This window comes from Methylobacterium persicinum (genome assembly GCF_022179525.1).
Classification (GTDB): Bacteria; Pseudomonadota; Alphaproteobacteria; order Rhizobiales; family Beijerinckiaceae; genus Methylobacterium; species Methylobacterium persicinum.
Window position 1 is genome coordinate 42,807 of record NZ_BPQX01000010.1, and the last position, 24,711, is coordinate 67,517.

Here is a 24,711-nt window from a genome sequence, read left to right on the forward strand (position 1 = left end):
TCTCAAGTGGTGGACAAAATTGACTTGTCCCACAGGGGCGGTGTTCGCCTGCGGCCCCCACCACCCGCACCGTCATTGCGAGTGCAGCGAAGCAATGATGGGGTTGGCAGGCGGGAGCGTTCAGAGATGCCGCACGGCTCCATCATCCCAGCCCCCATCCTCATCCTGAGGTGCCCGCCTCGGCGGGCCTCGAAGGAGGGCTCCAGGGCGCGCTGAGCCCTCTGGAGTCCTCCTTCGAGGCGGCTTTCGCCGCACCTCAGGATGAGGGGGCAAGATGGGACGGGGCGTCGCCGGCCCCGGGTTCCCGACGCCCTCCCGCAGGAAGCGCGCCCGTTGTGTCAGCCGCCCGTCTTCAGCCCCCCGTCTTGGGCTTCGCCTTGTCGGCGGCGCCGGGGGCCTCGTGGGGCTGGGGCGCGCCCTTGGGCAGTTCCGGGTTCTCCGGATTGTGGGGCGCAGCCACCGGGGCGGCCGGGTTCTCAGCCGTGGCCGTCGGCTTGCTCGTTTCCGGCAGGCCGTCCTTCAGCTTCTCGTTGATCTTGGCGAGGTCATCCGGCTCGGGGTTCAGGTCCTTGGCATGCTGCCACTGGAACTTGCCCTCGAGGCGGCGGCCGGAGCGCCAGTAGGCATCCCCGAGGTGGTCGTTGATGGTCGGGTCGCCGGGCTTCAACTCGACGGCCTTCTCCAGTTCCCGCACCGCGTCGTCCCAGCGGCCGAGGCGGTAATAGGCCCAGCCGAGGCTGTCGACGATCATGCCGTCCCGGGGTGCGGAGTCGGCAGCCTGCTGCAGCAGCTTGAACGCCTCGTCGATGTTCATGTTCTGATCGACCCAGGAATAGCCCAGGTAGTTCATCACCTGCGCCTTGGCGGCAGGCTGGCTGTCCGGCACCAGGGAGAGGGCTTTCTTCAGGTCCGCCTCGGCCTTCGGCCATTGCTTGGCCCGCTCGTAGGCGACGCCGCGGAAGTAGAAGGTGGTCCAGTAGTTGGAGAGGGGCCGGTCGCCGATCAGGTCGATGGCGCGGGTGTAGCTCGCGGCGGCGTCGTCGTACTGCTTGCGCGCCCGCTGGACGTTGCCGAGCGCGGTGATGACGTCGATGTCGTCGGGATGCGCCTTCTCCGCCGCAGAGAGCTGGGCGACGGCCTCGTCGCTCTTGCCCATCTGCTCGAGATTGAGGCCGATCTGGATGTCCGAATTGAGCTTGAGGGGCGAGTTCGCCGGGATCTGCGCATAGGCCTCGTTGGCCCGCTCGGGCTGCTTCATCCGGTCGAGGGTGTCCGCCAGGGTCAGGCGCGCCAGGGCGTGGTCCGGGTTGAGGTAGAGGGCGAGCCGCAGGTAGATCACCGCCGGCAACTCGTCGCCCTGGGTCGAGCCGGCCGAGCCGAGCCCGTAGAGCACCTCGGCAGCGCCGTCCTGGGCGTTGGTGACGAGCTTGCCAAGAGGCTTGCCCGCCTTCAGCTTGTCCAGGGCGTCGCGCACCAGGGGGTGGCGGGGCGAGAGCTGGTCGAACTCGGTATAGGCCTGGATCGCCACGTCGGTATGGCCCATGCTCGCCTCCTGGCGGGCATAGGCATCCACGATGCGCAAGGTGTTCCGGTCGCCGTCGTAGGCCGCCTTCAGGCGCGCCTCGGCCTCCTTGTCGTCGCCGGTGACGGCGGCGATCAGCCCGGCATGGTAATCCCGGAAGGTGTTGTAGTAGCGCTCGCCCCGGAGCTTGGCGACCGTGTCCAGGGCCTTCTTGCCATCGCCCGCGCCGGCATAGGACCAGGCGGTGAGCAGGGTGGCGGTCAGGTCGGTGGCCGCGCCGCGGCCGCTGCGGGAAAAGTTCTGCCGGGCGGCGGCCCATTGGCCGGCCTTGATCTGGCGCACGCCGAGCGACAGGTTCGCGAGCCCGTTGGTCGGGTCGCGGGCGACGAGCTTCTCCGCCGTGCGGAACGCATCCGGCAGGGCGCCGTCAGCCAGGAGCGAGATGAAGGCCCGCTCCACGAGTTCGGCGTTCCGGGGATCGGCCCGGACGGCCTCCCGGTAGAAGGTGGCCGCGGCCGTGGTGTCGCGGGCCGCCCCGGCGATGTAGGCGGACAGGAAGTTGCCTTCGAGGGATTCAGCCGGCTCGTAATCGCCCACCGGCACGGAGGCGGTCTCCTTCGGCTGCGCGGCGAGGGCGCCGGGGGCCAAGCCGGGGGCCAAGCTGGGGCCCATGCCGGCGGCGATCAGGAGGGCGAGCGCCGAAGGGGTGCGGCGGGCGCGTTGTTTGGTCATGAACCGTTCCGGCTCCAGGGCGCCGGGCCCGGAGGGGGATCGGACGCCTGAGAATGTGCGGGGCACGAGGGGCCCGGGCGAAAAGCGCCCGGAGACTGGACCCATCCCGCCACCACCGCAAGGCGAAAGGATGGCGCGGGCGTCACGCCTCCGTCAGAGGGGCGTCAGGCCAGGATGTCGAGGGTCCGTTTCGTCATCGTGTCGGCGCTGTGGGCCACGGCGGCATTCAGGGAAAAGCTCGTCCGCGCTTCGATCAGGTCGAGGGCGGTGGCCGAGAGGTCTACGGTGGCGGCAGGCGGCAGGGTGCTGCCGCTCCCGTCGGGCGCCGTCTCGACGCCGAGGCTGGCCACCCGCGTCGCGGCGACATCGAGCCGCTGGGCCGCCGCGTTCATTCCGCCGGCCGCGATGGTCAGGGCGTTGGACATCCGTCACCTCCGGGCGGACGATAGGCGCGGCGCGTGACGATCCCGTTGGGGGGATCGCTCAAAGTCGAATGAATTTTCGTCTGCGCCCCCGCTTCCGAACCCGCCGCCGTCTTTGCGAGCGACGCGAAGCAATCCAGGGGTACTTTCGGAGGCGGCCCGCTGCTCTGGGTCGCTTCGCTGCGCTCGCGATGACGGAGAGGGGGCGACGGTGTGAGCGGCCCCCGCCCGATCACATGTTCGGATAGTTCGGCCCGCCCGGCCCCTCTGGCGTCACCCAGTCGATGTTCTGGTTCGGGTCCTTGATATCGCAGGTCTTGCAGTGGACGCAGTTCTGCGCGTTGATCTGGTAGCGCACCCCGTCCGAGGCGGCGGCGTCTTCCACCCACTCGTAGACGCCCGCCGGGCAGTAGCGGCCGGAGGGACCGCCGAACACGTCGTGCTCGGAGTGCTTCTGCAACTCCATGTCCCGGACCTGCAGGTGGGGCGGCTGGTCCTCCTCGTGGTTGGTGTTCGACAGGTAGACCGAGGAGAGCCGGTCGAAGGTCAGCTTGCCGTCGGGCTTCGGGTAGGTGATCGGCGTCACCTCCGAGAGGGGCTTGAGGCAGGCATGGTCTGGCTTGCCGTGCGAGAGGGTGCCGAAGGGCGAGGTGCCCAGGATGCTTGTCGCCCACATGTCGATCCCGCCCAGCCCGATGCCGACGAGGGTGCCGTATTTCGACCAGAGCGGCTTCACGTTGCGCACCGGCTTCAGGTCCTGCCCGATGGGGCTGTCACGCCAGCCGGCGTCGTAGGCGGTCAGCTCATCCCCCTGCCGGCCGGCCTTGAGGGCGTCGGCGATGGCGTCGGCCGCCTGCATCCCGGAAAGCACCGCGTTGTGCGAGCCCTTGATGCGCGGCACGTTCACGAAGCCCGCCGAGCAGCCCACGAGGCAGCCGCCGGGGAAGACCAGCTTCGGCACCGATTGCCAGCCGCCCTCCATGATCGCCCGGGCACCGTAGCCGATACGCTTGGCGCCCTCGAAGGTCTCGGCGATCATCGGGTGGGTCTTGAACCGCTGGAACTCCTCGAACGGCGACAGGGTCGGGTTCTCGTAGTTCAGGTGCGTGACGAACCCCACCGAGAGCAGGTGGTCGTCGAAGTGGTAGAGCCAGGAGCCGCCGCCCGCCTTGTTCGGCAGGGGCCAGCCCATCGTGTGGCGCACGAGGCCGGGCTCGAACCTGTTCGGGGCGAGCTGCCACAGCTCCTTCACCCCGAGCCCGTACTTGAAGTGGTCGCTCTCGGCATTGAGCTTGTAGCGGGCGATGAGCCCCTTGGTCAGGTTGCCCCGGGCGCCCTCGCCGAACACCGTGTACTTCCCCCGCAACTCCATGCCGCGGGTGTAGTCGTCCCGGGGCTCGCCGGACTTGCCGATGCCGAGATCCCCCGTGGCGATGCCGACCACCGCGCCGGCCTCGTCGAACAGAACCTCGGAGGCCGGGAAGCCCGGATAGATCTCGACGCCCAGCGCCTCGGCCTGGGCACCCAGGTACTTGCAGACGTTCGAGAGCGAGCCGACGAAGTTGCCGTGGTTCGACATGAGCTTGGGGAAGAACAGGTTCGGCAGGGTGATGCCGCTGTTCTTGGTGAGCATCATGAACTCGTCCCGCTCGACGGCGGTCTTCAGGGGCCGCTCCGGGTCGGTGCGCCATTCCGGCAGCAGGGCGTCGAGGCCGATCGGATCGATCACCGCGCCCGAGAGGATGTGCGCGCCGACCTCGGAGCCTTTCTCCACCACGACGACGCTGATCTCTTCACCGATCTCGGCGGCCCGCTGCTTCAGGCGGATCGCGGCGGACAGGCCTGCGGGCCCCGCGCCGACGACCACCACGTCGAAATCCATGCTCTCCCGTTCGGGCAGCGCCATCCTCACCACTCCTGATCTTCTTGCGTCAGCTTTGTCTGCCGTCTGAACCGATTCCAAGCTGGAAACGCAAGCGGGGACAGTGACGCGTGTTCCCGACCCTCGTATTTTCACGCTTCATCGTCATCACTGCACGGCGCTCGCAAAGACGACGGGGGACTCCGCATCCCGTTGAACGGACGACGTAACAGGACCGTTGTCCACAGGCTGCCCGAACCCCATTTTGTCATGATGCCGAATCCCGCCGACGCGCAGGCCGACCTGATCGCCTTCCTGGACTTCCACGGGGAAGCCGGCGTGGATGTCGCCCTGGACGAGCACCCGCACGACCGTTTCGGCGAGGCGGACGCGCCGGAGGCGGCTCCCCGTCCGCGGAAAGCGGCCCGGCCGTCGGCACTCCCCTCCCCTCCCCTGCAGGAAGCCCCGAAGGCGCCGGCGCGGGCTACGACCTACGGCAGGGCCGCTTCCGCGGAGCCCGAGGCGGCGGCCGGCGATGCCCGCGCCCGGGCCCGGACGGCGGCGAGCCTGGAGGAGTTGGAGGCGATCCTGGCCGGGTTCGACTCCTGCCCCCTGCGCTTCACCGCCAAGAACCTCGTGTTCGGGGACGGCAATCCCCAGGCCCGGGTGATGTTTCTGGGCGAGGCGCCGGGCGCCGACGAGGACCGGATCGGCAAGCCGTTCATGGGCCGCTCGGGCCAGCTCCTCGACAAGATGATGGCGGCCATCGGCCTCGACCGGACCTCCGCCTACATCGCCAACGTCGTGCCCTGGCGGCCCCCCGGTAACCGCAACCCCACCCCGCAGGAGGTGGCGATGTGCAAGCCGTTCGTGGAGCGGCAGATCGAACTCGTGGATCCGGAGCTGATCGTCTGCCTGGGCGCGCCCGCGACCCAGACCCTGACCGGCACCAAGGACGGCATCTTGAAGACCCGCGGCCGTTTCTTCCCCTATCCGCTTCCGGGACGGGAGGCGCGCCTCCTCGCGACGCTCCACCCGGCCTTTCTCCTGCGCCAGCCCCTTCAGAAGCGTCAGGCGTGGCGGGATTTCCAGGCGGCGCGGGCGGTGCTCGACGGGAAAGCTTGACGGTGGCCTCGGAACCGGGCCTCCCTTCCCGCCATTAGAGCCAAGCCGGAGGCGGCCGGTGCGGCACGGATGGCAGGATTATGCGCTGGGAAGATCTACGCAGCTCCGACAACGTCGAGGACCGGCGGGGTGAAGGTGGTGGCGGCGGTGGCGGGATGGGCTTTCCCGGCGGCGGCGCGGGCGGGCTCGGTATCGGCACCATCGTGGTGCTGCTCATCATCAGCTATTTCACCGGCATCAACCCGGCGATCCTGATCGGCGGCGCCCAGCAGATCGGCGGCGGTGGCCAGCGCCAGGAGCAGCCGGCCGATCCGCAGACCCAGGCCAAGCGGCGCCAGGCGCCCACCGACGAGAGCGGGCGCTTCGCCTCCAAGATCCTCGGCAACACCGAGGATGTGTGGAGCGCGATCCTGCCGCAGCAGACGGGCAAGCAATACACGCCCACGACCCTGGTGCTCTACACCGGCGGCACCCGCTCGGGCTGCGGCTCGGCCCAGGCGGCGATGGGGCCGTTCTACTGCCCCCTCGACAAGAAGGTTTACCTCGACACCAACTTCTTCAAGGAGATGGCCTCGAAGTTCGGTGTGAAGGGCGATTTCGCCTACGCCTATGTCATTGCCCACGAGGTCGGACACCACGTTCAGGACGTGCTCGGCATCCTCGGCAAGGTTCAGGCCCGCCAGCAGCAGGCTTCGAGCAAGACGGAAGCGAACGCCCTGTCCGTGCGCATCGAGCTGATGGCCGACTGCCTCGCGGGCGTCTGGGCCAAGAACTCCAACGACAAGTACGCCGAACTGGACCAGGGCGACATCGACGAGGCCCTGAACGCCGCGGCCCAGATCGGCGACGACGCCCTGCAGCAGCGTTCCCGCGGCTACGTGGTGCCGGATTCCTTCACCCACGGCAGCTCGGCCCAGCGCCAACGCTGGTTCTCGGCAGGCTACAAGAGCGGGCAGACCAAGGCGTGCGACACATTCCGCACGGCGAGCGAGAACTGATTGCCCGGTCGGCGGCATCGGTTCCCATCACTTACCTTGTCCTGAGGTGCTGCGAAGCAGCCTCGAAGGAGGGCTCCAGAGCGCACAGCGATCCCTGGAGCCCTCCTTCGAGGCCCGCCGAGGCGAGCACCTCAGGATGAGGACACGAATGGGAGCGCCGGCGCGACGGGCGGCGCCGGCCTCCTACCGGCCGCTCAGGCGGACGGCGTTGGCGCGAACCTTTGTCCGGTAGCTGCTCACGACCTTTCCGTTCGATGCGCCCATGGCGATCATCATGGCCGCCTCGCCCGCTGCGAGGATCTTCTCCGTTACCATCAGCTGCGCCTCGGCCTGAGCCGCGGGACCACCCATCGCCATCATCGTGAGGCGCTGGACCACGACTCCCTGCGATTCCATCGCGAGCATGGACAGATCCATGCCCATCTTCCACCAGCCGAACAGCATCGTCATTTCCTTGTTCCGTACGGCAACGCTGGCGGCCCGCTGAGGCTCCCCATTGCGGCAATGATGCCTGCCATGCGTGAAGGTCGCCTTTGCGGGATGGCGCCCCATGCCGTAATCGCGGCGCACGCCCCGCCAGCACCGCCCGGACCCATGATACGCCTCGACAAGATCACCAAGCAGAACGGCAAGCAGCTCGTCTTCATCGAGGCCAGCGCCGCCCTCCAGCGGGGCGAGAAGGTCGGCCTCGTCGGCCCCAACGGGGCGGGCAAGACGACCCTGTTCCGCATGATCACCGGCGAGGAGCAGCCCGACGAAGGGCAGGTCCAGTCCGAGCGGGGCGTGACGATCGGCTATTTCAGCCAGGATGTCGGCGAGATGGCCGGGCGCAGCGTCGTCGCCGAGGTGATGGACGGGGCCGGGCCGGTGAGCGAGGTCGCCACGGAACTCTCCGAACTCGGCGCGGCGCTGGCCGACCCCGACCGGGCCGACGAGATGGACGCCCTCATCGAGCGCTACGGTGAGGTCCAAGCCCGGTTCGAGGAACACGACGGTTACGCCTTGGAGGGGAGGGCCCGGGAGACCCTGGACGGCCTCGGCTTCAGCCAGGAGATGATGGAGGGCGACGTCGGCGCCCTGTCCGGCGGCTGGAAGATGCGCGTCGCGCTGGCCCGCATCCTCCTGATGCGCCCGGATGCGATGCTCCTCGACGAGCCCTCGAACCACCTCGACATCGAGAGCCTGATCTGGCTCGAAACCTTCCTGAAGGGCTATGACGGCGCCCTGCTAATGACCTCCCACGACCGGGAGTTCATGAACAGGGTCGTCGGCAAGATCATCGAGATCGACGGCGGCAGCCTCACCACCTATTCGGGCGACTATGCCTTCTACGCCCAGCAGCGCCTCCAGAACGAGGCGCAGCGGCAGGCGCAGTACGAGCGCCAGCAGGCGATGCTCGCCAAGGAGATCCAGTTCATCGAGCGGTTCAAGGCCCGGGCCTCCCATGCGGCGCAGGTCCAGAGCCGGGTGAAGAAGCTCGACAAGATCGAGCGCGTCGAGCCGCCCCGGCGCCGGCAATCGGTCGCGTTCGAGTTCCAGGCCCCGCCCCGCTCCGGCGACGACGTGGTGATGCTGAAGGGCGTGCAGAAGCGCTACGGCAGCCGGGCGATCTACGAGGGGCTCGACTTCTCCATCCGCCGGAAGGAGCGCTGGTGCGTGATGGGGGTGAACGGCGCCGGCAAGTCCACGCTGCTCAAGCTGGTCACCGGCACCACGGCCCCCGATGCGGGCTCCGTCACCGTCGGCGGCAGCGTGAAGCTCGGCTACTTCGCCCAGCACGCCATGGACCTGCTGGACGGGGAGCGCACCGTCTTCCAGACCCTGGAAGACGCGTTCCCCCAGGCGGGGCAGGGGTCCCTGCGGACCCTGGCCGGCTGCTTCGGGTTCTCGGGCGACGACATCGAGAAGCGCTGCCGGGTGCTCTCCGGCGGCGAGAAGGCGCGGCTGGTGCTCGCCCTGATGCTCTACGACCCGCCGAACTTCCTCGTCCTCGACGAGCCGACCAACCACCTCGACATCGGCACCAAGGAGATGCTGGTCGAGGCGCTGAGCGCCTTCGAGGGCACGATGCTGTTCGTCTCCCACGACCGGCACTTCCTGGCCGCCCTGTCCAACCGGGTGCTGGAAATCACGCCAGACGGCGCCCACCAGTATGGCGGCGGCTACACCGAGTACGTTGCCAGCACCGGCCGCGAGGCGCCGGGCCTGCGGAGCTGACGGAGACCCGCATGCGGCACGGACTGACGCGGACGACGGCGGAGCGATTCGCGGCCATCGCCCTGGGCCACGTCACCCGTGAGTACCCGCATAAGCCCGGCATCGTCTTCGCCGGGCCGGAGGATGTGCGGCCGCCCTCGGCCCTGCATCCCATCTTCCACGGCAGCTTCGATTGGCATTCCTGCGTCCACGGCTACTGGCTCCTGGCAAGGCTGCTGCGGCTCCATCCGGCCATGAAGCATGCAGGGGAGATCCGCGCCCTGTTCGACCGGATGCTCGTGCCGGAGAAGGTGGCGGGCGAATGCGCCCGCTTCGCCGCCCCGGCCGGCCGGGGCTTCGAGCGCCCTTACGGATGGGCATGGCTCCTGGCCCTCGCGGCCGAACTGCGGCAGGCAGACACGGTGCGATGGGACGAGGCCATCGCCCCCCTCGCCGCTGTCATAGCGAAGAGCTTTGCCGGCTTTCTGCCCATCGCTCCCTATCCGGTCCGGGTCGGCACGCATTTCAACACCGCCTTTGCCCTGCACATGGCGGCCGACTACGCCGACGGCGAACTCCTTACCCTGCTACGGGAAACGACCCTTTCCTGGTACGGGGCCGACGTCGATTGTCCGGCCTGGGGCGAGCCCGGAGGCGACGACTTCCTGTCCCCTGCCCTGATGGAAGCGGAATGCCTGCGGCGCCTGCTTCCACCGGAGAGGTTCCTGCCGTGGTTCGACCGCTTTCTGCCGGGCCTCGCCGCCGGGGAACCCGCGACGCTGTTCGCACCGGCCGCCGCCACGGACCGGAGCGACGGGAAGATCGCCCATCTCGACGGGCTCAACCTCAGCCGGGTGTGGTGCTTCCGGTCCCTCGCCGGCGCCCTGCCCCTGGACGATCCGCGCCGGCCGCGGATGCTGGCGGCGGCCGAGACCCATCTCGCCGCAGCGATGCCCCACCTCGATGGCGACTACATGGGCGCCCACTGGCTCGCGAGCTTCGCCCTGCTGGCCCTGGATGCCTGAGCCGCACGGCGAACCGACCGCCCCCGTTATTTGCCGATACAAAAGCCGGCAAACAGACGGTCGAGTACGTCCTCGACGCCGACATGGCCGCCGACCTCGCCAAGGGCCCGCACCGCGAGGCGCAAGTCCTCCGCCGCGAGTTCTGGCATCCCTCGTCCGGCTCCGGCACAGAGGCGATCGAGATGGCCGAGGCAGCGCTCCAGGGCGTCCCGGTGGCGGGCGCGGGTGATCAGGGCGTCGCCCGCGCCGAGCCCTTCCTCGGCCCGCGCCCGGAGGGCATCGAGGAGGCCCGGCAGGCCGGCGCCGGTCCGGGCCGAGACGGCGAGACCGGCCGGCGCGGGGCCGGGCAGGTCGGCCTTGGTGTGCACGGTGAGGGCAGGAGCTCCACCGAGATCGGGAGGATGGCCACCCGGCGGCACCAGCGCCAGCACGAGATCGGCCTGCGCGATCCGCGCCCGGCTCCGGCGGATGCCCTCGGCCTCCACCGCCTCGTGGGCCTCCCGCAGACCCGCCGTATCCACGAGCACCACCGGAAGGCCGTCGAGGTCAAGGCGGACCTCGATGGCGTCTCGGGTCGTGCCGGGGACGTCCGAGACGATTGCCGCCTCTCTCCGGGCGAGGGCGTTGAGGAGGGTCGACTTGCCGGCATTGGGTTCCCCCGCCAGCACGACCCAGAACCCGTCCCGCAGGCGCTCCCCCCGCCTGCCGTCGGCCAGGGACTCGCCGATGGCGTCCCGGAGCGCGGCGGCCCGGCCGAACAGGGCCGCATCGAGGCCGGCCTCGTCCACATCCCCCTCGTCGGAAAAATCGAGGGCGGCCTCCGCGGCCGCGAGGCAATCGATCGCCTCGTTCCGCCACGCGGCGACCTGCCGGCTCAGACTCCCTTCGAGCTGACGCAGGGCCTGCCGCCGCTGGCCCTCGGTTTCCGCATCGATGAGGTCGGCGACGCCTTCGGCCTCGGTGAGATCCATGCGTCCGTTGAGCACCGCCCGGCGGGTGAAATCACCGGGCCCGGCCGCCCGGCAGCCGGGGTGGGCAGCCAGGGCGGCGAGCACGCGGGTGCGCACCGCGAGCCCGCCATGCAGGTGCAACTCGGCCATGTCCTCGCCGCTATAGGTCGCGGGACCAGGGAAGTAGGCAACGAGGGCGCGGTCGAGCACCGTCCCGTCCGCCGGATCTCGCAGGGTGCGCAGGGACAGGCGCCTCGGCGGGGGGAGGGGGCCACAGAGCGCCTCCAGGACAGCCCCCGCCGCCGGGCCGCTGACGCGGATCACCGCCACGGTGGCCCGGCCGAAGCCGCTCGCCGGGGCGAAGAGTGTGTCTGCACGGGCCTCGCCCATCCCGTTGGCCTCCGGCGCGGTACGCATTCCGCGCTCCCTATCACGGCCGCCGTCATGGAACAGCCGCACGCCCCCGCCAAGGTTCCGGCGCCCGACACCCTGGGTGAGACGAACCTCTCATGCCGATAGCCACGCGCCGCGCCGTCTGCGGCGGACTTCTCTCAGCATCTGTGTCCCGCGCCGCCTTCGGTGCGGCGGGGGTGGAGGAGCGTCTGAGGGCGATCGAGGCCGGAACGGGCGGCCGGCTCGGCGTCAGCGTCGGGAGGGAGGGGACCCCAATCCTGGCTTGGCGGGCCGACGAGCGCTTCCCCTTGTGCAGCACGTTCAAGGTGCTGTCGACGGCGGCAGTGCTCGCCCGCGTCGATGTGGGCCAGGAGCGGCTCGACCGGGTCCTGCCGCTGACAGAGGCCGATCTCCTGAGCTACGCGCCGGTCTCGCGGAAGGCCTACGAGGCGGGCCGTGGCCTGACCGTGGGGGACGCCTGCGCCGCCGCGATCGAATGGAGCGACAACACCGCCGCGAACCTCCAGCTGGCCTTGCTCGGCGGCCCGGAGGCTCTGACGCAGTGGGTGAGGGGAACCGGCGACACGCTCACCCAGCTTGACCGCACGGAGCCCACCCTCAACAGTGCCATCCCTGGCGACCCCCGCGATACCACCACCCCCGCCGCCATGCGGGAAAGCCTCGGGCGGATCCTCCGCGGCACCGTCCTGACCCCCGGCTCCCGGATCCGGTTGGAAGGCTGGATGGACGGGGCGCAGACCGGATTCAAGCGCCTGCGGGCGGGCCTGCCCGCGGCCTGGGGCGTCGGCGACAAGACCGGCAGCGGCGACCACGGGACGTTCAACGTGGTGGCGATCATCCGGCCACCCGGCCGGCCTCCCCTCTTCGCGACCGTCTACCTCACCGGGGCGACCGCCTCGCCCGCCGCCTGCGAGGCCGCCCACCGGGAGGTCGGGCGCCTGATCGCAGAGCAAACGGCGCCGTAAGCCCGTTGCCGCGGAAAACTGTCTTGGCCTAGGATCGGTTCATGGCCACCAAGACCACCCGCGCGACGCAGGCCCTCGACCGGTTGGGCATCCGCTACAGCCTACACGCCTGTGAGTACGATCCCGATGCGCCGCGCATCGGCCTCCAGGCGGCCGAGGCCCTGGGGGTGGCGCCCTCCCGGGTGCTGAAGACGCTGATGGCCGCCGTCGATGGCCGCACCGTCTGCCTGCTGGTCGCCTCCGACCGGGAGGCCGCGATGAAGCGCGTCGCGGCAGCCTTCGGGGGCAAGTCCGCCGCCATGCTCAAACCCGCCGACGCCGAGCGCCTGACGGGCTACCATGTCGGCGGCATCAGCCCGCTCGGCCAGAAACGCCCCTTTCCCACCGTCATCGACGCGGGCGCCCTCACCGATCCGGCAGCCGAAATCCACGTGAATGGCGGCGGACGCGGCCTGCAGATCCGGCTCACGGAAGGCGACCTCGTCGCCGCCCTGGCACCGCTGGTCGTCTCCCTCACCTGAGGGCCGGGTAACCGATCGTTTACCCTGCCCGCCGAATGTCCCTGAACCAGCGGATGGGCGGAGTGAAACGGTGCGGCTGTGCATGCGGATGGCGCTGGCCGTCGTCGCCTTCGCCGGGCCAGCCGTGGCCGCCGATCTCGGGGCGCCTTATTCCGGCGAGCCCGGCCCCGCGCCGATGCCCCGGTATTTCCCCCGCGGCGACGGCATGGAGCCCGAGGCGGCCCCGCCCCTGCCGCGCCGCCGGGTCCGGTTGGCCTGCACCCCCCGACGTGTGCCGACCCCGACCAATGCCGAAGACGATCCGAGCTATGTCGGCTCGCCCTATGGCCTCGGCCATCCCAGCTACTACGGCTTTACCCCGCCGCCGGGGATCGACGATCCGTATGGCCGCTCGGTCCTGCCCTACTGCCCATGACCTGAAGGCGCTTCCCCAGGGTGGGAAGGCATGCTCTAGACCGGCCGCCGCATCAGCGAGGAACTGGTCGTGACTGCCTCCACCCCCCAGCACCTTTCCGATTTTCCCGCCCTGCGCGCGGCCGTGGCCGCATGGCGGGGGGCGGGCGAGCGTGTGGCGCTGGTGCCTACCATGGGGGCCCTCCACGAAGGACACCTGCACCTGGTGGCCGAGGCGAAGCGGCTCGCCCCGCGGGTCGTGGTCAGCATCTTCGTGAACCCGACCCAGTTCGGCCCCAACGAGGATTACGCGCGCTATCCCCGCGATGTCGCCGCCGACCTCGCGGTCCTGTCCGGAGCCGGCGCGGATGCCGCCTGGACGCCCGATGTCGCCACCATGTACCCGGCGGGTTTCGCCACGCGGATCGATGTGGCAGGGCTCACGGATGGGCTCTGCGGCCCCCTTCGGCCCGGCCACTTCTCGGGCGTCGCCACGGTGGTGACCAAGCTCCTTAATCAGGTCCGCCCCGATGTCGCGCTGTTCGGGGAGAAGGACTTCCAACAATTGCAGGTGATCCGGCAGGTGGTCGCCGACCTGGACATGGCCGTCGCGATCCACGGCGTGCCGACGATCCGGGAGGCGGACGGGCTCGCCCTGTCCTCCCGCAATCGCTACCTCTCCGTCGAGGAGCGACGCCGGGCGCCGCGACTCCACGCCGTGCTCGCGGACATCGCCGCCCGGACGCGCGACGGCGCTCCCGTGGCGGGCCCCGTCGCGGAGGGGATGGCGGTCCTGGGGGAGGCGGGGTTCACGGTCCAGTATCTCGCGGTCTGCGATGCGCGGACCCTCATCCCCGTGGAGCGGGTCGCTGGCCCGGCCCGGGTGCTGGCCGCAGCCATCCTCGGCCGGACCCGGCTCATCGACAACGTTCCCGTCTGACGCGCGTCGTCAGCTCGCCCTGCGGAGGAGGGAGCGGAAGGAGCGCCGCTCCGTCCCCGGATCGTCGGCCGGCGGCGGGGGAGGTGGGGCTTCCTGCGGCAGGGCCGCCAGGATCTCGCCCCGCACCGGCCGCGCTGGCGCGAAGGCAGCACCCTGCGCGAAGGGCACGTTCAGATCGATGAGGTCCGGCACGTCCGCCTCCGTCTCGACGTCGGTGACGACGAAGCGGATCCGCGCCCGGGCGAGGGCAGGGGCGAGATCCTCCACCGCGAGGTCGCTCAGGGCACCCCGGGCCGCCGCCGGCTGCAGAAGCAGTGAGGCAGGCACCTTCACCTGACCGATGCCCTGATCGGCCATCTCCCGGGTGTCGAAGCGGAGGTCTGTCGGTCGGTCGAGGCAGAAGCCGACCCGCCCGCGCAGGGCCGTGAGGAGCGCACGCTGGCCGCTGTCGAGCCCTCGCCAACTAGCCTGCGGCAGGGCGATCTCGAGGGCGGCGAGGTCCTGCCCGTCGCCCGCCATCCGGGCGATCTCCTTCAGGAAACCCGGCTCGAACAGCGAGAGGGGCGACAGGCCATAGGTGACACGGGCGTCGCTGCCGCGGCGCAGGAGGTGGCGAACGATGCTTTCGGCCCGGGCCAGCATGCGCCGGTCGAGTTCCGTCGTCCGCCCATTCCGCTCCAGAGCCGAAAGATAGTGGACCGGTTCGAGAGACTCTTCGTCGATGCGCAGCCGGGCCACGGCCTCGTAGGCCACGACCTTACGCTGGGGCAGCGTCACGACGGGCTGCAGGTAGACGTCGAGGCGCCCCCTATCGAAGGCGGCGATGATGGCAGCCTCACTGGGCGCCCGGGGCGTCTCCAAGCGACGGGGTGGGATGGGCCGGGGCACCGGAAGGGGAGCGGGCTCGACGACATTGGCAGCCGGGGGTTCGGGCAACCGCGACAGGATGGGCGGTGTCCATGCCTGCTCCACCGACGACGGCCGGGGCGGAGGGGCCGGAGGTACCACGGGGGCCATTTCCGCCATCACCGGGATCCGGGGCATCGGCTCTGGTTGGGGTTCCGGGGCTGCAGCTTGCTGCGCCCTTGCCGCATCTCTGGCCTTCAAGGCGGCGATCTCATCGTCCTGGCTTCGGATCACCGCGCTGAGATCGCGCACGATCCCGCTGAGGAGACCGATCTCGACGGTCAGCTCATGCACCTCCGCGCGCAGGCCTTCTGGGGGTGAAGCGTCCGGGTGTGGAGCCGCCACTTGCTCGGCCTTGAGGAGCCGCTGGGACAGGACGTTGACTTCCTGCGAGAGCTTCTCGCACCGCGCCTTCAGCCCGGAGCCACGGCCGAGTGCCGTTCCAGCACCCAGGCATCCCACGGCGCCGAGGGCGAAGGCAGCGGTGGATGGGAAGAAGACAGCGAGGGGACCAAGCGTGACGACACCGAGGAGTCCGGCGGCCCATAGCCCTGTATGCCGGCCGAATAACCGGGCCATCGTCGCCATCATCCGTCACAAGAGATTGTCCGAGCGGCGACCTGTGCCCCCAGAATCAGTCAGAGGAAAGGTGTCGCCGAGCCGACCCCTTCGGGCAAGCCCTCACCGCAAATGCATGCGGCTTTTTCGTAACCTGTGGCCGTGGGAGAACGTTGGCCGCGACCGCTGCGAGGCCGACGCCGGTCGTTGTTTCACGTGAAACAACTGCTCACCATCAGGCGCGGGTGAGATACATCCCGGCCATGAGAAAGGCGAAGGCGGCCAACCCAAACGCGCCTTCCTTTCGATGAGTCTTATCGAGGAAGTGAGACACCGCTCCGGCCGCACAGCACACGGAGCCGATACCGATTGCCAAGGACGACATCACAGCCTCCCCTCCGATTAACAGCACGACGGTCGAGACACTCGCTCCCGGTCCTGTGCTGTGAGCCACACCTCGCTCTTCACCACCGCGTTATGAATATGCGGCTATTCATCGACGATCAAGTTTTCAGACTATTCATCGCGATCAAAAGGCCCGACCGGGACCAACTTCTGCTGTTTCGAATAGTTTTGCTGTATTTTTGGCACTTAATTGAACAGCATTTGCGCAGTCATGGCGCCTGGCCAGGCAATTCCCGATACGCCGCTCGCGAATCACCCCGCAACTCAGCCCGCGTGATCTCCGACTGCGAACGCACATTCCGGCATCGTTCGGGGCAAAGCAGATTGGGTGAGGAGCCTCTCGCGTTGACCGGACGCGGGTCGCCCGCGTAAGCACAGGCATGCCCACGTCCCGTTCCGACCGCTTCGACGTGATCGTCGTCGGCGGAGGCCATGCCGGTGTCGAAGCCGCTGCGGCCGCCGCCCGCTGCGGCGCGCAGACAGCCCTCGTCACCCACGATCCGGCGACGATCGGGGCCATGTCCTGCAACCCGGCCATCGGCGGCCTGGGGAAGGGTCACCTTGTCCGTGAGGTCGACGCCCTCGACGGGCTGATGGGCCAGGTGGCCGATGCCGCCGGCATCCAGTTCCGGCTCCTGAACCGGCGCAAGGGGCCGGCCGTGCGCGGTCCGCGGACGCAGGCCGACCGCAAGCTCTACGCCTCGGCCATGCAGGCGGCCATCGCGGCCACGGACAATCTGCAGGTAATCGCCGGGGCCTGCGAAGATTTGCTGTGGGATGCCGGGGGGCACCTTGCCGGGATCGTCCTGGCCGACGGCACGAATCTCGGCGCCCCCGCCGTCGTGCTGACGACGGGCACGTTCCTCCGCGGCCTCATCCATATCGGCGAGAGGCAGATTCCCGCCGGGCGGGTCGGTGAAGCCCCCGCGGTCGGGCTGGCCCTCAGCCTCGACCGTCTTGGCCTTCGCCTCGGGCGCTTGAAGACCGGCACGCCGCCGCGCCTCGCCCGAGACAGCATCGCCTGGTCGAGCCTGGAGATGCAGGCCGCTGACGACGATCCCGTGCCGTTCTCGACGTTGACCGAGCGGATCACCACGCCGCAGATCGCGTGCGGTATCACGCGGACGACTCAGGCAGTCCACGACCTGATCCGCGAGAACCTCCACCGCTCGCCCATGTATTCCGGTGGGATCGCCAGCCGGGGGCCGCGCTATTGCCCCTCCATCGAGGACAAGGTGGTCCGCTTCGGCGACCGGGAAGGCCATCAGATCTTCCTCGAACCCGAGGGTCTGGACGACCCGGTCGTCTATCCCAACGGAATTTCGACCGCTCTCCCGGAGGAAGTCCAGCACGCCATCGTCCGGGTCATCCCCGGCCTCGAGCGGGCCGAGATCCTGCGGCCGGGCTATGCCATCGAGTACGATTACGTCGATCCCCGGGAGCTCGACGCCGCCTTGCAGGTGAAGCGCCAGCCCGGCCTCTTCCTCGCCGGCCAGATCAACGGGACGACCGGCTACGAGGAAGCCGCAGGGCAGGGGCTCGTGGCGGGCCTGAACGCCGCGCGCTTTGCGGGCGGCCTCACCCCCGCAGCCTTCGACCGGGCAGAATCCTACCTCGGCGTGATGATCGACGATCTGATCACCCACGGGGTCAGCGAGCCCTACCGGATGTTCACCTCGCGCTCTGAGTACCGGCTGAGCCTGCGGGTCGACAACGCGGACGAGCGTCTGACACCCCGGGGCGTTGCTCTGGGCGTCGTCGGACATCACCGGGCCGACCATTTCGCGCGCTCCCGCTCCGCCCTCGACGCGGCGCGCGCCACCCTGGACGCCCTCAGCCTTACCCCCAATGAGGCAGCCTCCCACGGGATCAATCTGAACCGGGACGGGATCCGACGGACTGCCTTCCAGCTCCTGTCCTATCCCGAGATCGACTGGAACCGGCTCGCCGCCGTCTGGCCGGACCTCGCCGGAATCCCCCCGCGGATCGCCGACAGGCTGCGGACCGATGCGACCTATGCGGTGTATCTCGCTCGCCAGACCGCCGACATCGCGGCCTTCCGCCGGGACGAGGCCGTCCGGCTACCCGAGGGTTTGGACTATGCCGGCATCAGCGGCCTCTCGAACGAGATGCGGTTGAAGCTTGAGACCGTGAGGCCTGGAACCCTCGGTCAGGCCGCCCGCATCGAGGGCGTGACGCCCGCAGCCCTCACGCTCCTCGCGGCCCACGCGAAGCGCGGTGACCGGCGTGGGCGGACAGCCGCATGACGGATCGGGCCCGCGAACAGGTCCTTCGGGATTACGATGTTTCACGTGAAACAACGCAGTCCCTCGACACCTACGTCGCTCAGCTCGCACGCTGGCAGACGGTAAAGAACCTCGTCGGCCCATCGACCCTGTCAGAGGTCTGGAGCCGCCATGTGGCGGACGCCCTCCAACTTCTCACCCTCGCACCGGACGCCAAAACGTGGCTCGATCTCGGCTCAGGCGCCGGCATTCCCGGACTCATCCTGGCCATCGCAGGGAGGGAGCGGGGCATCCGGGTGACGCTGGTCGAGAGCAACGCGCGCAAGTGCGCCTTCCTCACCGAGGCCGCCCGTTTGACCGGGGCGCCGGCCGCGATCCGCAACACCCGGATCGAAGGGGTGATCGCGACGCTCGCCGGCACGGATGTGGTCTGCGCCCGCGCCCTCGCCCCCCTCGACCAGCTGCTTGCGTGGTCGGAACCACTGTTGAAATCCGGCACCATGGGCTTGTTTCCGAAGGGCCGGGATGTCCAGGCGGAATTGACCCAGGCGACCACCCGGTGGACAGTCGCCCACGATCTCGTGCCGAGTCGGACCGACCCAGACGCCCGGATCGTCCGGGTGTCAGCCCTTACCGCGAACTGAGCCCCCGATGAGCGACGCGACGACCGTCGACGCCTCCGAGCGCCCCGCCACCGGCCAGCCGGTCAAGCCCCTGCGCATCCTCGCCCTGGCGAACCAGAAGGGGGGCGTCGGCAAGACCACGACGGCCATCAACCTCGGCACCGCCCTGGCGGCCATCGGTGAGGAGGTGCTGGTGGTCGATCTCGACCCCCAGGGCAACGCGTCGACGGGCCTCGGCATCGAGAAGGCTCGGCGCCGGATCTCGACCTACGATCTCATGGCGGGGGAGGCGAGCCTTGCCCAGACCGTGATCCCTACCGCCGTGCCGCGGCTCTCCATCGCGCCTTCCACCATGGACCTCCTTGGTCTGGAAATGGAGATGGCGACGTCCCAGGATCGGGCACACCGCCTGCGCAATGCCCTGCGGAGCATGGCCAAGTCCGAGAGCCTGAAGCGCATCAGCTACGTGCTGATCGACTGTCCGCCCTCCCTCAACCTGTTGACGATCAACGCCCTGGCGGCCGCGGATGCCGTGCTTGTGCCCCTGCAATGCGAGTTCTTCGCCCTGGAGGGCCTCAGCCAGCTCCTGCGCACCGTCGAGCAGGTACGCGGCGCCCTGAACCCACGCCTGACCATCCAGGGCATCGTGCTGACGATGTTCGACCCGCGCAATAACCTGTCGGCCCAGGTGGTGGCGGATGTCCGCGGCTTCATGGGCGACAAGGTCTACGAGACCATGATCCCCCGGAACGTCCGCGTCTCGGAGGCTCCCTCGCACGGCAAGCCGGCTTTGTTGTACGATCTGAAATGCGCCGGCAGCCAAGCCTATCTGCGGCTCGCCTCCGAGGTGATCCAGCGGGAGGGCCGCGTCCCCGCGGCGGCGTGACGGCGCATTCGGTGCCAACGATTGGCCCTGCCGCCGACGGCGCGGGGCGTTCCGAAGACTGAGAACAGGTGAGACGATGGCGGAGGAGGTCGCAAGGCCCCGGCTGGGGCGCGGACTCGCGGCCCTGATCGGTGATTTCGGAGATGCGGCGCAGCCCCCGCCCAAGCACGAGGGCCAGCGCAAGGTTGCCGTCGAGTTCCTGCGGCCGAACCCGCGCAATCCCCGCCGGCACTTCGGCGAGGAGGAACTGTCCGAACTCGCCGGGTCGATCAAGGCCCGGGGCCTGATCCAGCCTATCGTGGTGCGGCCCATGGCCGACGTGCCAGGCGCATTCGAGATCGTCGCGGGCGAGCGCCGCTGGCGGGCTGCCCAGCGGGCGGGGCTCGATGAGGTGCCCGTCGTCGTCGTGGAGATCGACGACCGGGCCTCCCTCGAATTCGCGATCCTGGAGAACGTCCAGCGGGCCGACCTCAACCCCATCGAAGAGGCGTCCGGCTACGAGCGCCTGATGCGGGATTTCTCCTACACGCAGCGGGAGTTGGCGGAGATCCTCGGCAAGAGCCGCAGCCATCTCGCGAACACGCTCCGGCTCCTCAACCTGCCGCCGGCGGTCCAGGACCGGCTGAGCGCCGGGGAGATCACCGCCGGCCATGCCCGGGCCCTGCTCGCCCTGCGCGATCCGGAGGCGACGGCCCGGCGCATTGTCGCCGAAGGCCTGTCCGTCCGCGAGGTCGAGGCGCTGGCCGCCGCCGAGGCGGAGCCCTCAGAAACGCCGCGCCCCGGCCGGCCGCGCCTCGCCGCCGAGCGGCCGGCCCCCGTCCGCTCCCTTGAGCTTCGCCTGCATCAGGCGCTCGGCGTCAGCGTGAGCTATCGCCCGAAGGATGACGAGACGGGGGAGATCCGTCTGCGCTACGCCAACCGCACCGAACTGCAGACGCTGCTCGATCGGCTGAAGGTTCCGACGGACGACTGATCCGGGATTACCGGAGGGGGGGCCGCCCTTCGGGTGTCCTCAGGGGCGGCGACGCCCCGCCTCGGCGATCCGCAGAAGGGCGGCCGAGGCCAAGGCTTCGGCGAGGCTGGGCTCGGCCCGGCGGCAGGCCAGCACCGCCTGCTGCAGGATGTCGGTGGCCTGCCGCAGGCGTCCCGGGCCCCACACTGCCAGCTGCCGCTCGATGCTGGGCTTGCGCTTGAAATGAAGGCCCCGCCACGCGGCGGCCATCGCCGCCGGTGTCTTGTCCGGGTTGTCCAGGCGCAAGGCCAGGAGGGTCAAGGCGTGGCGCAGGGCGCTGCCGAGCACCTGCCCCGGATCGAGCCCCTCCAACCGGAAACGGCGGGAATCGCGTTCGACGGCGTCGGCCCGCCCATCGAAAGCCGCATCCACCAGGGTGTTGAGGACGCTCGCGGCCACGTCACTCGCCGTCGTCTCGACGTCGTCGAGGGACACCGTCCCCTTTCCGGCGGCGTAGAGGGCGAGCTTCTCGATCTCCATCAGGCTCGCCCGGCGGTCGCCCCCAAGGCTGCGGACCAGCACCTCCCGGGCATCCCGGTCGATGCGCAGGTCGTGGGTCCGCAACGTGCGGTCGATCAGGTCCCCGAGGGTCCGCTCGTCGTCCGGATAACAGGGGACGGCCAGCGCCCGCTGTGACTTCTCGCAGAGGGCGCGCAGGGGGTTGCCTTTGTTGAGGTCGCCGGCTTCGACCACGATCCGCGTGTCGGTCACGGGGATGCCGAGCACCGCCTCGACGGCGGGGGCGATGTTGCGGCTGCCGGGCCTCACCCAGATCGCCCGCTTTCCACCGAACAAGCCGACCGTCCCCGCCTCGTCGCAGAGCCGGCCGGGATCGGAGGCGACGAGATCCCCGTCGATCCGCACCAGGGCGAACGGGTCGGCTGTATCGGGTACGAACCCCTCGGCGAGGGCCTTGGCCCGCTCGGTGACGAGGCCAGCATCGGGCCCGTAGACGAGGATCACCGGGATGCGCGGATCCGGCCCGCGCCGGATCAGCTCTTCGATCTCCCCCGGTCGGACAGCCGTCACCGGCGGCTCACGGCTTCGCCGCCAGCACCGACGCGATCCGGGTCTTGATCTGGTCGGCGAGGGTGTCGGCGAGGCGGATCTCCGCATCGCGGGCCGCCCGCTGGCTGGCGAAGCGCTGCACCGACCGGTCGTAGGTCGCCGTCGAGGTCGCGACGCCTTCGGCGATCACCTTCGTGCCGTCCAGGTCTTCCAGGCTGTAGCGGATGTTGCCGACCACGGTGCCGGCCTCGGCCCGGCCCGTGGTGGACGAGACGATGGGCGTCTGCACCGTTTCCGAGCCGGAGAGCTTCAGGCGGTAGCGCTTCTTCGCCGGCTGCCCCGACCCGTCGAGGTCGAAGATCAGCTCGCTGCGCAGGTAGTGCCCGAGGCGCTCCTGGCCCTGTGCCATGACGATCTCATCGACCTGCACGGAGGACAGGAGGGCCTGGATCGGCTCGCCCGAGGCGGTCGGCCCGTAGAGTGGGCGGAAGCAGGCCGACAGGCTCAGGCACGCTCCTGCCACCAGGGCAAGCCGCCCGGCCCGCACAGCCACCGATCCTACGCCAAGCCTCATCGCGCCGTCCTGCCCCGCTTCGCTTCGGTCTTAGCGCGGACCTGGGGTCCCGCGCCACGACTCTCGGAGCGAGCCCTTACGATTCCTCTACGGCGACAGCATGGTCGGGATGTTTCCGGGGATAACAGTCGCCGTGGCCCCTGCGAGTGCAGGGGCGATGAGTGAGGACGGGGGCTGGATCACCAGCGGTAGATCAGGCTGCCGATCACCGTCGCGGGCGTGCCGCGGTAGCAATAGCCCGCTTGGCAGGTCGTGTAGCGGCGGTCGAAGACGTTGGTCGCATTCACCTGCGCCCGCAGACCCTGGAATTTGGGGTCGAGCGCCGCGAAATCGTAGGCGACGAGGGCGTCGTACAGCGTCTTGGCGGTGTTGCGCACCGTGTTCTCGTCGTCGGCATAGCTCGGCCCGATGAACCGCAGGCCGCCGCCCAGCGTCAGCCCCCGGAACAGTGAAGCGGGTGGGAAGGCGTAGGTGAGGAACGACGTATAGGTGTTGCCGGGAATGCCGGAGACGAAATTGCCGTCGAGGGACTGGCCCGTATAGGACGTCTGCCGCTCGTAGCGGAAATCGACATAGGAGTAGGCGACCGTCAGGTTCGTGCCGGGGGCGAGGTTGGCCGTCGCCTCGGCCTCGAATCCCCGGGAGCGGACCGAGCCCGTCGCCACCTGAAAGGCGAGGTTGGCGGGATCTGGCCGCAGGATGCTGGACTGGACGATGTCGAACCCGGCGAAGCCCGTCTGGATGCTGGTGCCGGGGATCAGGTATTTGACGCCGGCCTCGATCTGGTCGCCGGTCGAGGGCTTGAAGGCCACGCCGCTCGCACTCACGCCCACTTGCGGCACGAAGGTGGTGGCGTAGCTCGCATAGGGCACGAGCCCCGGCGCCAGGATGTAGTTCAGGCCGACGCGGCCGGTGAAGGCCGTGTCGTCCTGGCGGGTGAGGGCGCTCGCGGGAGTCGCCCGGTCGTCCTGGAACACCCAATCGTGCCGGCCGGTGAGCGTCAGCACGAAGTCCCCGAACTTCGCCTGGTCCTGCAGGTAGACGCCGACCTGATCCTGGATCTGCCGCGTGCTCGACCCCAGGACCGGAGTCGGAATGACCTGCGCCCCGTAGTTCCGCGTCACGAGGTTGATCGGCGGGGCGGCGCCGAAGCCCATCCGGTAGCTGAAGCCGTAATGGGCGTAGTCGATGCCGGCGAGCAGGGTGTGGGCCACCGGCCCGGTCGCGACATGGGCCTCGATCTGGTTGTCGAGGGTCTGCTGGACGAGCCCTTCCCGGAGATAGCCGGTGGATCGGAAGCCCAAGGTGCGTGTGTCGTCAAGTGAGTCGATCTGCGTGTACTTCGCGCTGAGGAAGACGCCGTAATGGCGGAAGTTCTGCCGAACGATCAGGTCGTCGGAGAACCGGTGCTCGAAGGCGTAGCCGATCCGGTACTGGGTCTGGTCGAGGCTCTGGAAGGCCGGGTCGCCCCCGAAGAAGCGCGTCACCCGGAAGCCGGGATCGTTGTAGAAATAGACGGATGCCGGCGTGTTGCGCTGCTGATACTCGCCGAGGATCGTCAGGGTCGTGTCGGCCGAGGGCTTCCAAGTGAAGGCCGGGGCGATGTTGAGCTGGTCGTCCATCGTCCCGCGGCCGATGAAGGTGCCGGCCTCCCGGCGCACGCCGGTCAGGCGCCAGGCCATCGTGCCGTCGGAGCCCTCGACGGGGCCACCGAGATCGAAGTTGCCCTGCGCCCGGCCGTAGCTGCCCCCCTGCAGCCAGACCTCCCCGAAAGGCGCGAAGACCGGCCGCTTCGACGTCGCGTCGATGATGCCGGCGGGCGAGCCCTGGCCGTAAAGGCCGGAGGCCGGCCCGCGGAGGATGGTAATGGCCTCAAGTCCATAGGGCTCATAGCGCGGGAAGATGAAACCGCTGCCAATCTGGCGCAGCCCGTCGCGGTAGCTGCTGTTGGCGAGCGCCGGGAAGCCGCGGATGTAGACCTCGTCGAACCGGGGATCGAAGCCGGCAATGTTGATGGTGGCGCCAGGAACGTAGGCTAGCGCCTCATCGAAGGTCTGGACGTTCCGGTCGTTCAACTGCTCCCGGGTAACCACGGAGACGGCCTGCGGCGTCTCGATGAGCGGCGTATTGGTCTTCGTCGCCGTCGGTGACACGCGGGCGGTGTAGCCGGTGACACCGGACGGTCCCCCGCCGCCGCCGCTCGTCGCCGCCCCATCCTGCGACGTCGCGACGTTGCCCGAGGGGCCTCGCACCGATTCGACCGAGATCTCATCGAGCTGAAGCTGGGTCTCCTCGGCCCGGGCGGGTGTGCCGCGCGCAAGTCCGCCGAGGGCGGCCGCCGCCATGAGCAGGGCGGGAAGGGGGGAGCGATCGGTCATGGCGGGCCTCGGACGGGCGCCTCCCAGCGGCACCCCTCCTTGACTTCACCG

Annotated in this window: 21 protein-coding genes; 12 read left to right on the forward strand and 9 right to left on the reverse strand. The window is 69.5% G+C overall.

The genetic code is table 11. From position 1 onward, the window contains the following. Nucleotides 1-352: 352 nt before the first annotated feature. The 3 genes from MFF22_RS02050 to MFF22_RS02060 all read right to left on the reverse strand — a co-directional run bounded on the left by MFF22_RS02050 (nucleotide 353) and on the right by MFF22_RS02060 (nucleotide 4,582). Entirely contained in the window at nucleotides 353-2,254 is a 1,902-nt protein-coding gene (locus tag MFF22_RS02050; RefSeq protein WP_238247449.1) for a tetratricopeptide repeat protein, read from the reverse strand. Nucleotides 2,255-2,418: 164 nt separating this feature from the next. Beyond that, entirely contained in the window at nucleotides 2,419-2,679 is a 261-nt protein-coding gene (locus MFF22_RS02055) for a flagellar protein (protein WP_238247450.1), read from the reverse strand. A 229-nt stretch (nucleotides 2,680-2,908) separates the two neighbouring features. Continuing rightward, nucleotides 2,909-4,582 carry an electron transfer flavoprotein-ubiquinone oxidoreductase gene (locus MFF22_RS02060; protein ID WP_238247451.1) on the reverse strand — a complete coding sequence of 558 codons (1,674 nt, stop codon included), beginning with the start codon at nucleotides 4,580-4,582 and terminating at the stop codon, nucleotides 2,909-2,911. A 228-nt stretch (nucleotides 4,583-4,810) separates the two neighbouring features. Between MFF22_RS02060 and MFF22_RS02065 the strand changes: the two genes are divergently transcribed. Then, the gene (locus MFF22_RS02065; RefSeq protein ID WP_238247496.1) at nucleotides 4,811-5,662 is read left to right on the forward strand and encodes a uracil-DNA glycosylase; all 852 of its coding nucleotides are present in this window, start codon (nucleotides 4,811-4,813) and stop codon (nucleotides 5,660-5,662) included. 80 nt (nucleotides 5,663-5,742) lie between these two features. Next, nucleotides 5,743-6,660: a KPN_02809 family neutral zinc metallopeptidase gene (gene ypfJ, locus MFF22_RS02070; RefSeq protein ID WP_238247452.1), complete on the forward strand. Its 918-nt coding sequence runs from the start codon at nucleotides 5,743-5,745 to the stop codon at nucleotides 6,658-6,660. A 183-nt stretch (nucleotides 6,661-6,843) separates the two neighbouring features. Here the strand turns inward: ypfJ and MFF22_RS02075 are convergent, their stop codons facing one another. Further along, complete coding sequence (locus MFF22_RS02075) at nucleotides 6,844-7,104, reverse strand: hypothetical protein (RefSeq protein ID WP_238247497.1); 261 nt, start codon at nucleotides 7,102-7,104, stop codon at nucleotides 6,844-6,846. A 150-nt stretch (nucleotides 7,105-7,254) separates the two neighbouring features. Between MFF22_RS02075 and MFF22_RS02080 the strand changes: the two genes are divergently transcribed. Continuing rightward, on the forward strand, nucleotides 7,255-8,877 hold the full coding sequence (locus tag MFF22_RS02080) for an ABC-F family ATP-binding cassette domain-containing protein (protein ID WP_238247453.1): 1,623 nt from the start codon (nucleotides 7,255-7,257) through the stop codon (nucleotides 8,875-8,877). An 11-nt stretch (nucleotides 8,878-8,888) separates the two neighbouring features. Then, nucleotides 8,889-9,881 (forward strand): DUF2891 domain-containing protein, encoded by a 993-nt coding sequence (locus tag MFF22_RS02085; RefSeq protein ID WP_238247454.1) that lies wholly within the window; start codon nucleotides 8,889-8,891, stop codon nucleotides 9,879-9,881. Between the two features lie 26 nt (nucleotides 9,882-9,907). On the opposite strand, the gene mnmE is transcribed toward MFF22_RS02085, so the two are convergent. Continuing rightward, the gene (mnmE, locus tag MFF22_RS02090; RefSeq protein ID WP_238247455.1) at nucleotides 9,908-11,248 is read right to left on the reverse strand and encodes a tRNA uridine-5-carboxymethylaminomethyl(34) synthesis GTPase MnmE; all 1,341 of its coding nucleotides are present in this window, start codon (nucleotides 11,246-11,248) and stop codon (nucleotides 9,908-9,910) included. Nucleotides 11,249-11,340: 92 nt separating this feature from the next. Between mnmE and bla the strand changes: the two genes are divergently transcribed. The 4 genes from bla (at nucleotide 11,341) to panC (ending at nucleotide 14,064) form a co-directional block, all read left to right on the forward strand. Next, the gene (gene bla / locus MFF22_RS02095; protein WP_238247456.1) at nucleotides 11,341-12,210 is read left to right on the forward strand and encodes a class A beta-lactamase; all 870 of its coding nucleotides are present in this window, start codon (nucleotides 11,341-11,343) and stop codon (nucleotides 12,208-12,210) included. 41 nt (nucleotides 12,211-12,251) lie between these two features. Continuing rightward, entirely contained in the window at nucleotides 12,252-12,731 is a 480-nt protein-coding gene (locus tag MFF22_RS02100) for an aminoacyl-tRNA deacylase (protein ID WP_238247457.1), read from the forward strand. 82 nt (nucleotides 12,732-12,813) lie between these two features. Then, nucleotides 12,814-13,146, forward strand: coding sequence for a hypothetical protein (locus MFF22_RS02105; RefSeq protein ID WP_238247498.1), 333 nt, complete (start codon nucleotides 12,814-12,816; stop codon nucleotides 13,144-13,146). A 69-nt stretch (nucleotides 13,147-13,215) separates the two neighbouring features. Next, nucleotides 13,216-14,064 (forward strand): pantoate--beta-alanine ligase, encoded by an 849-nt coding sequence (gene panC, locus MFF22_RS02110; RefSeq protein WP_238247458.1) that lies wholly within the window; start codon nucleotides 13,216-13,218, stop codon nucleotides 14,062-14,064. 9 nt (nucleotides 14,065-14,073) lie between these two features. Here panC and MFF22_RS02115 read toward each other — a convergent pair whose 3' ends face one another. Beyond that, nucleotides 14,074-15,549, reverse strand: coding sequence for an EAL domain-containing protein (locus tag MFF22_RS02115; RefSeq protein WP_238247459.1), 1,476 nt, complete (start codon nucleotides 15,547-15,549; stop codon nucleotides 14,074-14,076). A gap of 764 nt (nucleotides 15,550-16,313) precedes the next feature. Between MFF22_RS02115 and mnmG the strand changes: the two genes are divergently transcribed. From mnmG to MFF22_RS02135, 4 genes are all read left to right on the forward strand, one after another. Then, nucleotides 16,314-18,200 carry a tRNA uridine-5-carboxymethylaminomethyl(34) synthesis enzyme MnmG gene (mnmG, locus tag MFF22_RS02120; protein ID WP_238247460.1) on the forward strand — a complete coding sequence of 629 codons (1,887 nt, stop codon included), beginning with the start codon at nucleotides 16,314-16,316 and terminating at the stop codon, nucleotides 18,198-18,200. Next, nucleotides 18,197-18,823, forward strand: coding sequence for a 16S rRNA (guanine(527)-N(7))-methyltransferase RsmG (gene rsmG, locus MFF22_RS02125; RefSeq protein WP_238247461.1), 627 nt, complete (start codon nucleotides 18,197-18,199; stop codon nucleotides 18,821-18,823). Before mnmG ends, rsmG begins: the two co-directional genes overlap by 4 nt. 7 nt (nucleotides 18,824-18,830) lie before the next feature. After that, nucleotides 18,831-19,688: a ParA family protein gene (locus tag MFF22_RS02130; RefSeq protein WP_238247462.1), complete on the forward strand. Its 858-nt coding sequence runs from the start codon at nucleotides 18,831-18,833 to the stop codon at nucleotides 19,686-19,688. A gap of 76 nt (nucleotides 19,689-19,764) precedes the next feature. Beyond that, on the forward strand, nucleotides 19,765-20,661 hold the full coding sequence (locus MFF22_RS02135; RefSeq protein ID WP_238247463.1) for a ParB/RepB/Spo0J family partition protein: 897 nt from the start codon (nucleotides 19,765-19,767) through the stop codon (nucleotides 20,659-20,661). A 39-nt stretch (nucleotides 20,662-20,700) separates the two neighbouring features. Here the strand turns inward: MFF22_RS02135 and holA are convergent, their stop codons facing one another. The 3 genes from holA to MFF22_RS02150 all read right to left on the reverse strand — a co-directional run bounded on the left by holA (nucleotide 20,701) and on the right by MFF22_RS02150 (nucleotide 24,660). Then, on the reverse strand, nucleotides 20,701-21,729 hold the full coding sequence (holA, locus tag MFF22_RS02140; RefSeq protein WP_238247464.1) for a DNA polymerase III subunit delta: 1,029 nt from the start codon (nucleotides 21,727-21,729) through the stop codon (nucleotides 20,701-20,703). Between the two features lie 7 nt (nucleotides 21,730-21,736). Then, the gene (gene lptE / locus MFF22_RS02145) at nucleotides 21,737-22,282 is read right to left on the reverse strand and encodes an LPS assembly lipoprotein LptE (RefSeq protein ID WP_238247465.1); all 546 of its coding nucleotides are present in this window, start codon (nucleotides 22,280-22,282) and stop codon (nucleotides 21,737-21,739) included. A 179-nt stretch (nucleotides 22,283-22,461) separates the two neighbouring features. Beyond that, nucleotides 22,462-24,660, reverse strand: coding sequence for a TonB-dependent siderophore receptor (locus MFF22_RS02150; RefSeq protein WP_238247466.1), 2,199 nt, complete (start codon nucleotides 24,658-24,660; stop codon nucleotides 22,462-22,464). Nucleotides 24,661-24,711 lie beyond the last annotated feature (51 nt).

Excerpts from the sequence above, each read along its gene's own strand:
- MFF22_RS02050 (WP_238247449.1), bottom strand. The coding sequence starts at position 2,254 with ATGACCAAACAACGCGCCCGCCGCACCCCTTCGGCGCTCGCCCTCCTG.
- MFF22_RS02055 (WP_238247450.1), bottom strand. The coding sequence starts at position 2,679 with ATGTCCAACGCCCTGACCATCGCGGCCGGCGGAATGAACGCGGCGGCC.
- MFF22_RS02060 (WP_238247451.1), bottom strand. The coding sequence starts at position 4,582 with ATGGCGCTGCCCGAACGGGAGAGCATGGATTTCGACGTGGTGGTCGTC.
- MFF22_RS02065 (WP_238247496.1), top strand. The coding sequence starts at position 4,811 with ATGCCGAATCCCGCCGACGCGCAGGCCGACCTGATCGCCTTCCTGGAC.
- ypfJ (WP_238247452.1), top strand. The coding sequence starts at position 5,743 with ATGCGCTGGGAAGATCTACGCAGCTCCGACAACGTCGAGGACCGGCGG.
- MFF22_RS02075 (WP_238247497.1), bottom strand. The coding sequence starts at position 7,104 with ATGCTGTTCGGCTGGTGGAAGATGGGCATGGATCTGTCCATGCTCGCG.
- MFF22_RS02080 (WP_238247453.1), top strand. The coding sequence starts at position 7,255 with ATGATACGCCTCGACAAGATCACCAAGCAGAACGGCAAGCAGCTCGTC.
- MFF22_RS02085 (WP_238247454.1), top strand. The coding sequence starts at position 8,889 with ATGCGGCACGGACTGACGCGGACGACGGCGGAGCGATTCGCGGCCATC.
- mnmE (WP_238247455.1), bottom strand. The coding sequence starts at position 11,248 with ATGCGTACCGCGCCGGAGGCCAACGGGATGGGCGAGGCCCGTGCAGAC.
- bla (WP_238247456.1), top strand. The coding sequence starts at position 11,341 with ATGCCGATAGCCACGCGCCGCGCCGTCTGCGGCGGACTTCTCTCAGCA.
- MFF22_RS02100 (WP_238247457.1), top strand. The coding sequence starts at position 12,252 with ATGGCCACCAAGACCACCCGCGCGACGCAGGCCCTCGACCGGTTGGGC.
- MFF22_RS02105 (WP_238247498.1), top strand. The coding sequence starts at position 12,814 with ATGCGGATGGCGCTGGCCGTCGTCGCCTTCGCCGGGCCAGCCGTGGCC.
- MFF22_RS02115 (WP_238247459.1), bottom strand. The coding sequence starts at position 15,549 with ATGGCCCGGTTATTCGGCCGGCATACAGGGCTATGGGCCGCCGGACTC.
- mnmG (WP_238247460.1), top strand. The coding sequence starts at position 16,314 with ATGCCCACGTCCCGTTCCGACCGCTTCGACGTGATCGTCGTCGGCGGA.
- rsmG (WP_238247461.1), top strand. The coding sequence starts at position 18,197 with ATGACGGATCGGGCCCGCGAACAGGTCCTTCGGGATTACGATGTTTCA.
- MFF22_RS02130 (WP_238247462.1), top strand. The coding sequence starts at position 18,831 with ATGAGCGACGCGACGACCGTCGACGCCTCCGAGCGCCCCGCCACCGGC.
- MFF22_RS02135 (WP_238247463.1), top strand. The coding sequence starts at position 19,765 with ATGGCGGAGGAGGTCGCAAGGCCCCGGCTGGGGCGCGGACTCGCGGCC.
- lptE (WP_238247465.1), bottom strand. The coding sequence starts at position 22,282 with ATGAGGCTTGGCGTAGGATCGGTGGCTGTGCGGGCCGGGCGGCTTGCC.
- MFF22_RS02150 (WP_238247466.1), bottom strand. The coding sequence starts at position 24,660 with ATGACCGATCGCTCCCCCCTTCCCGCCCTGCTCATGGCGGCGGCCGCC.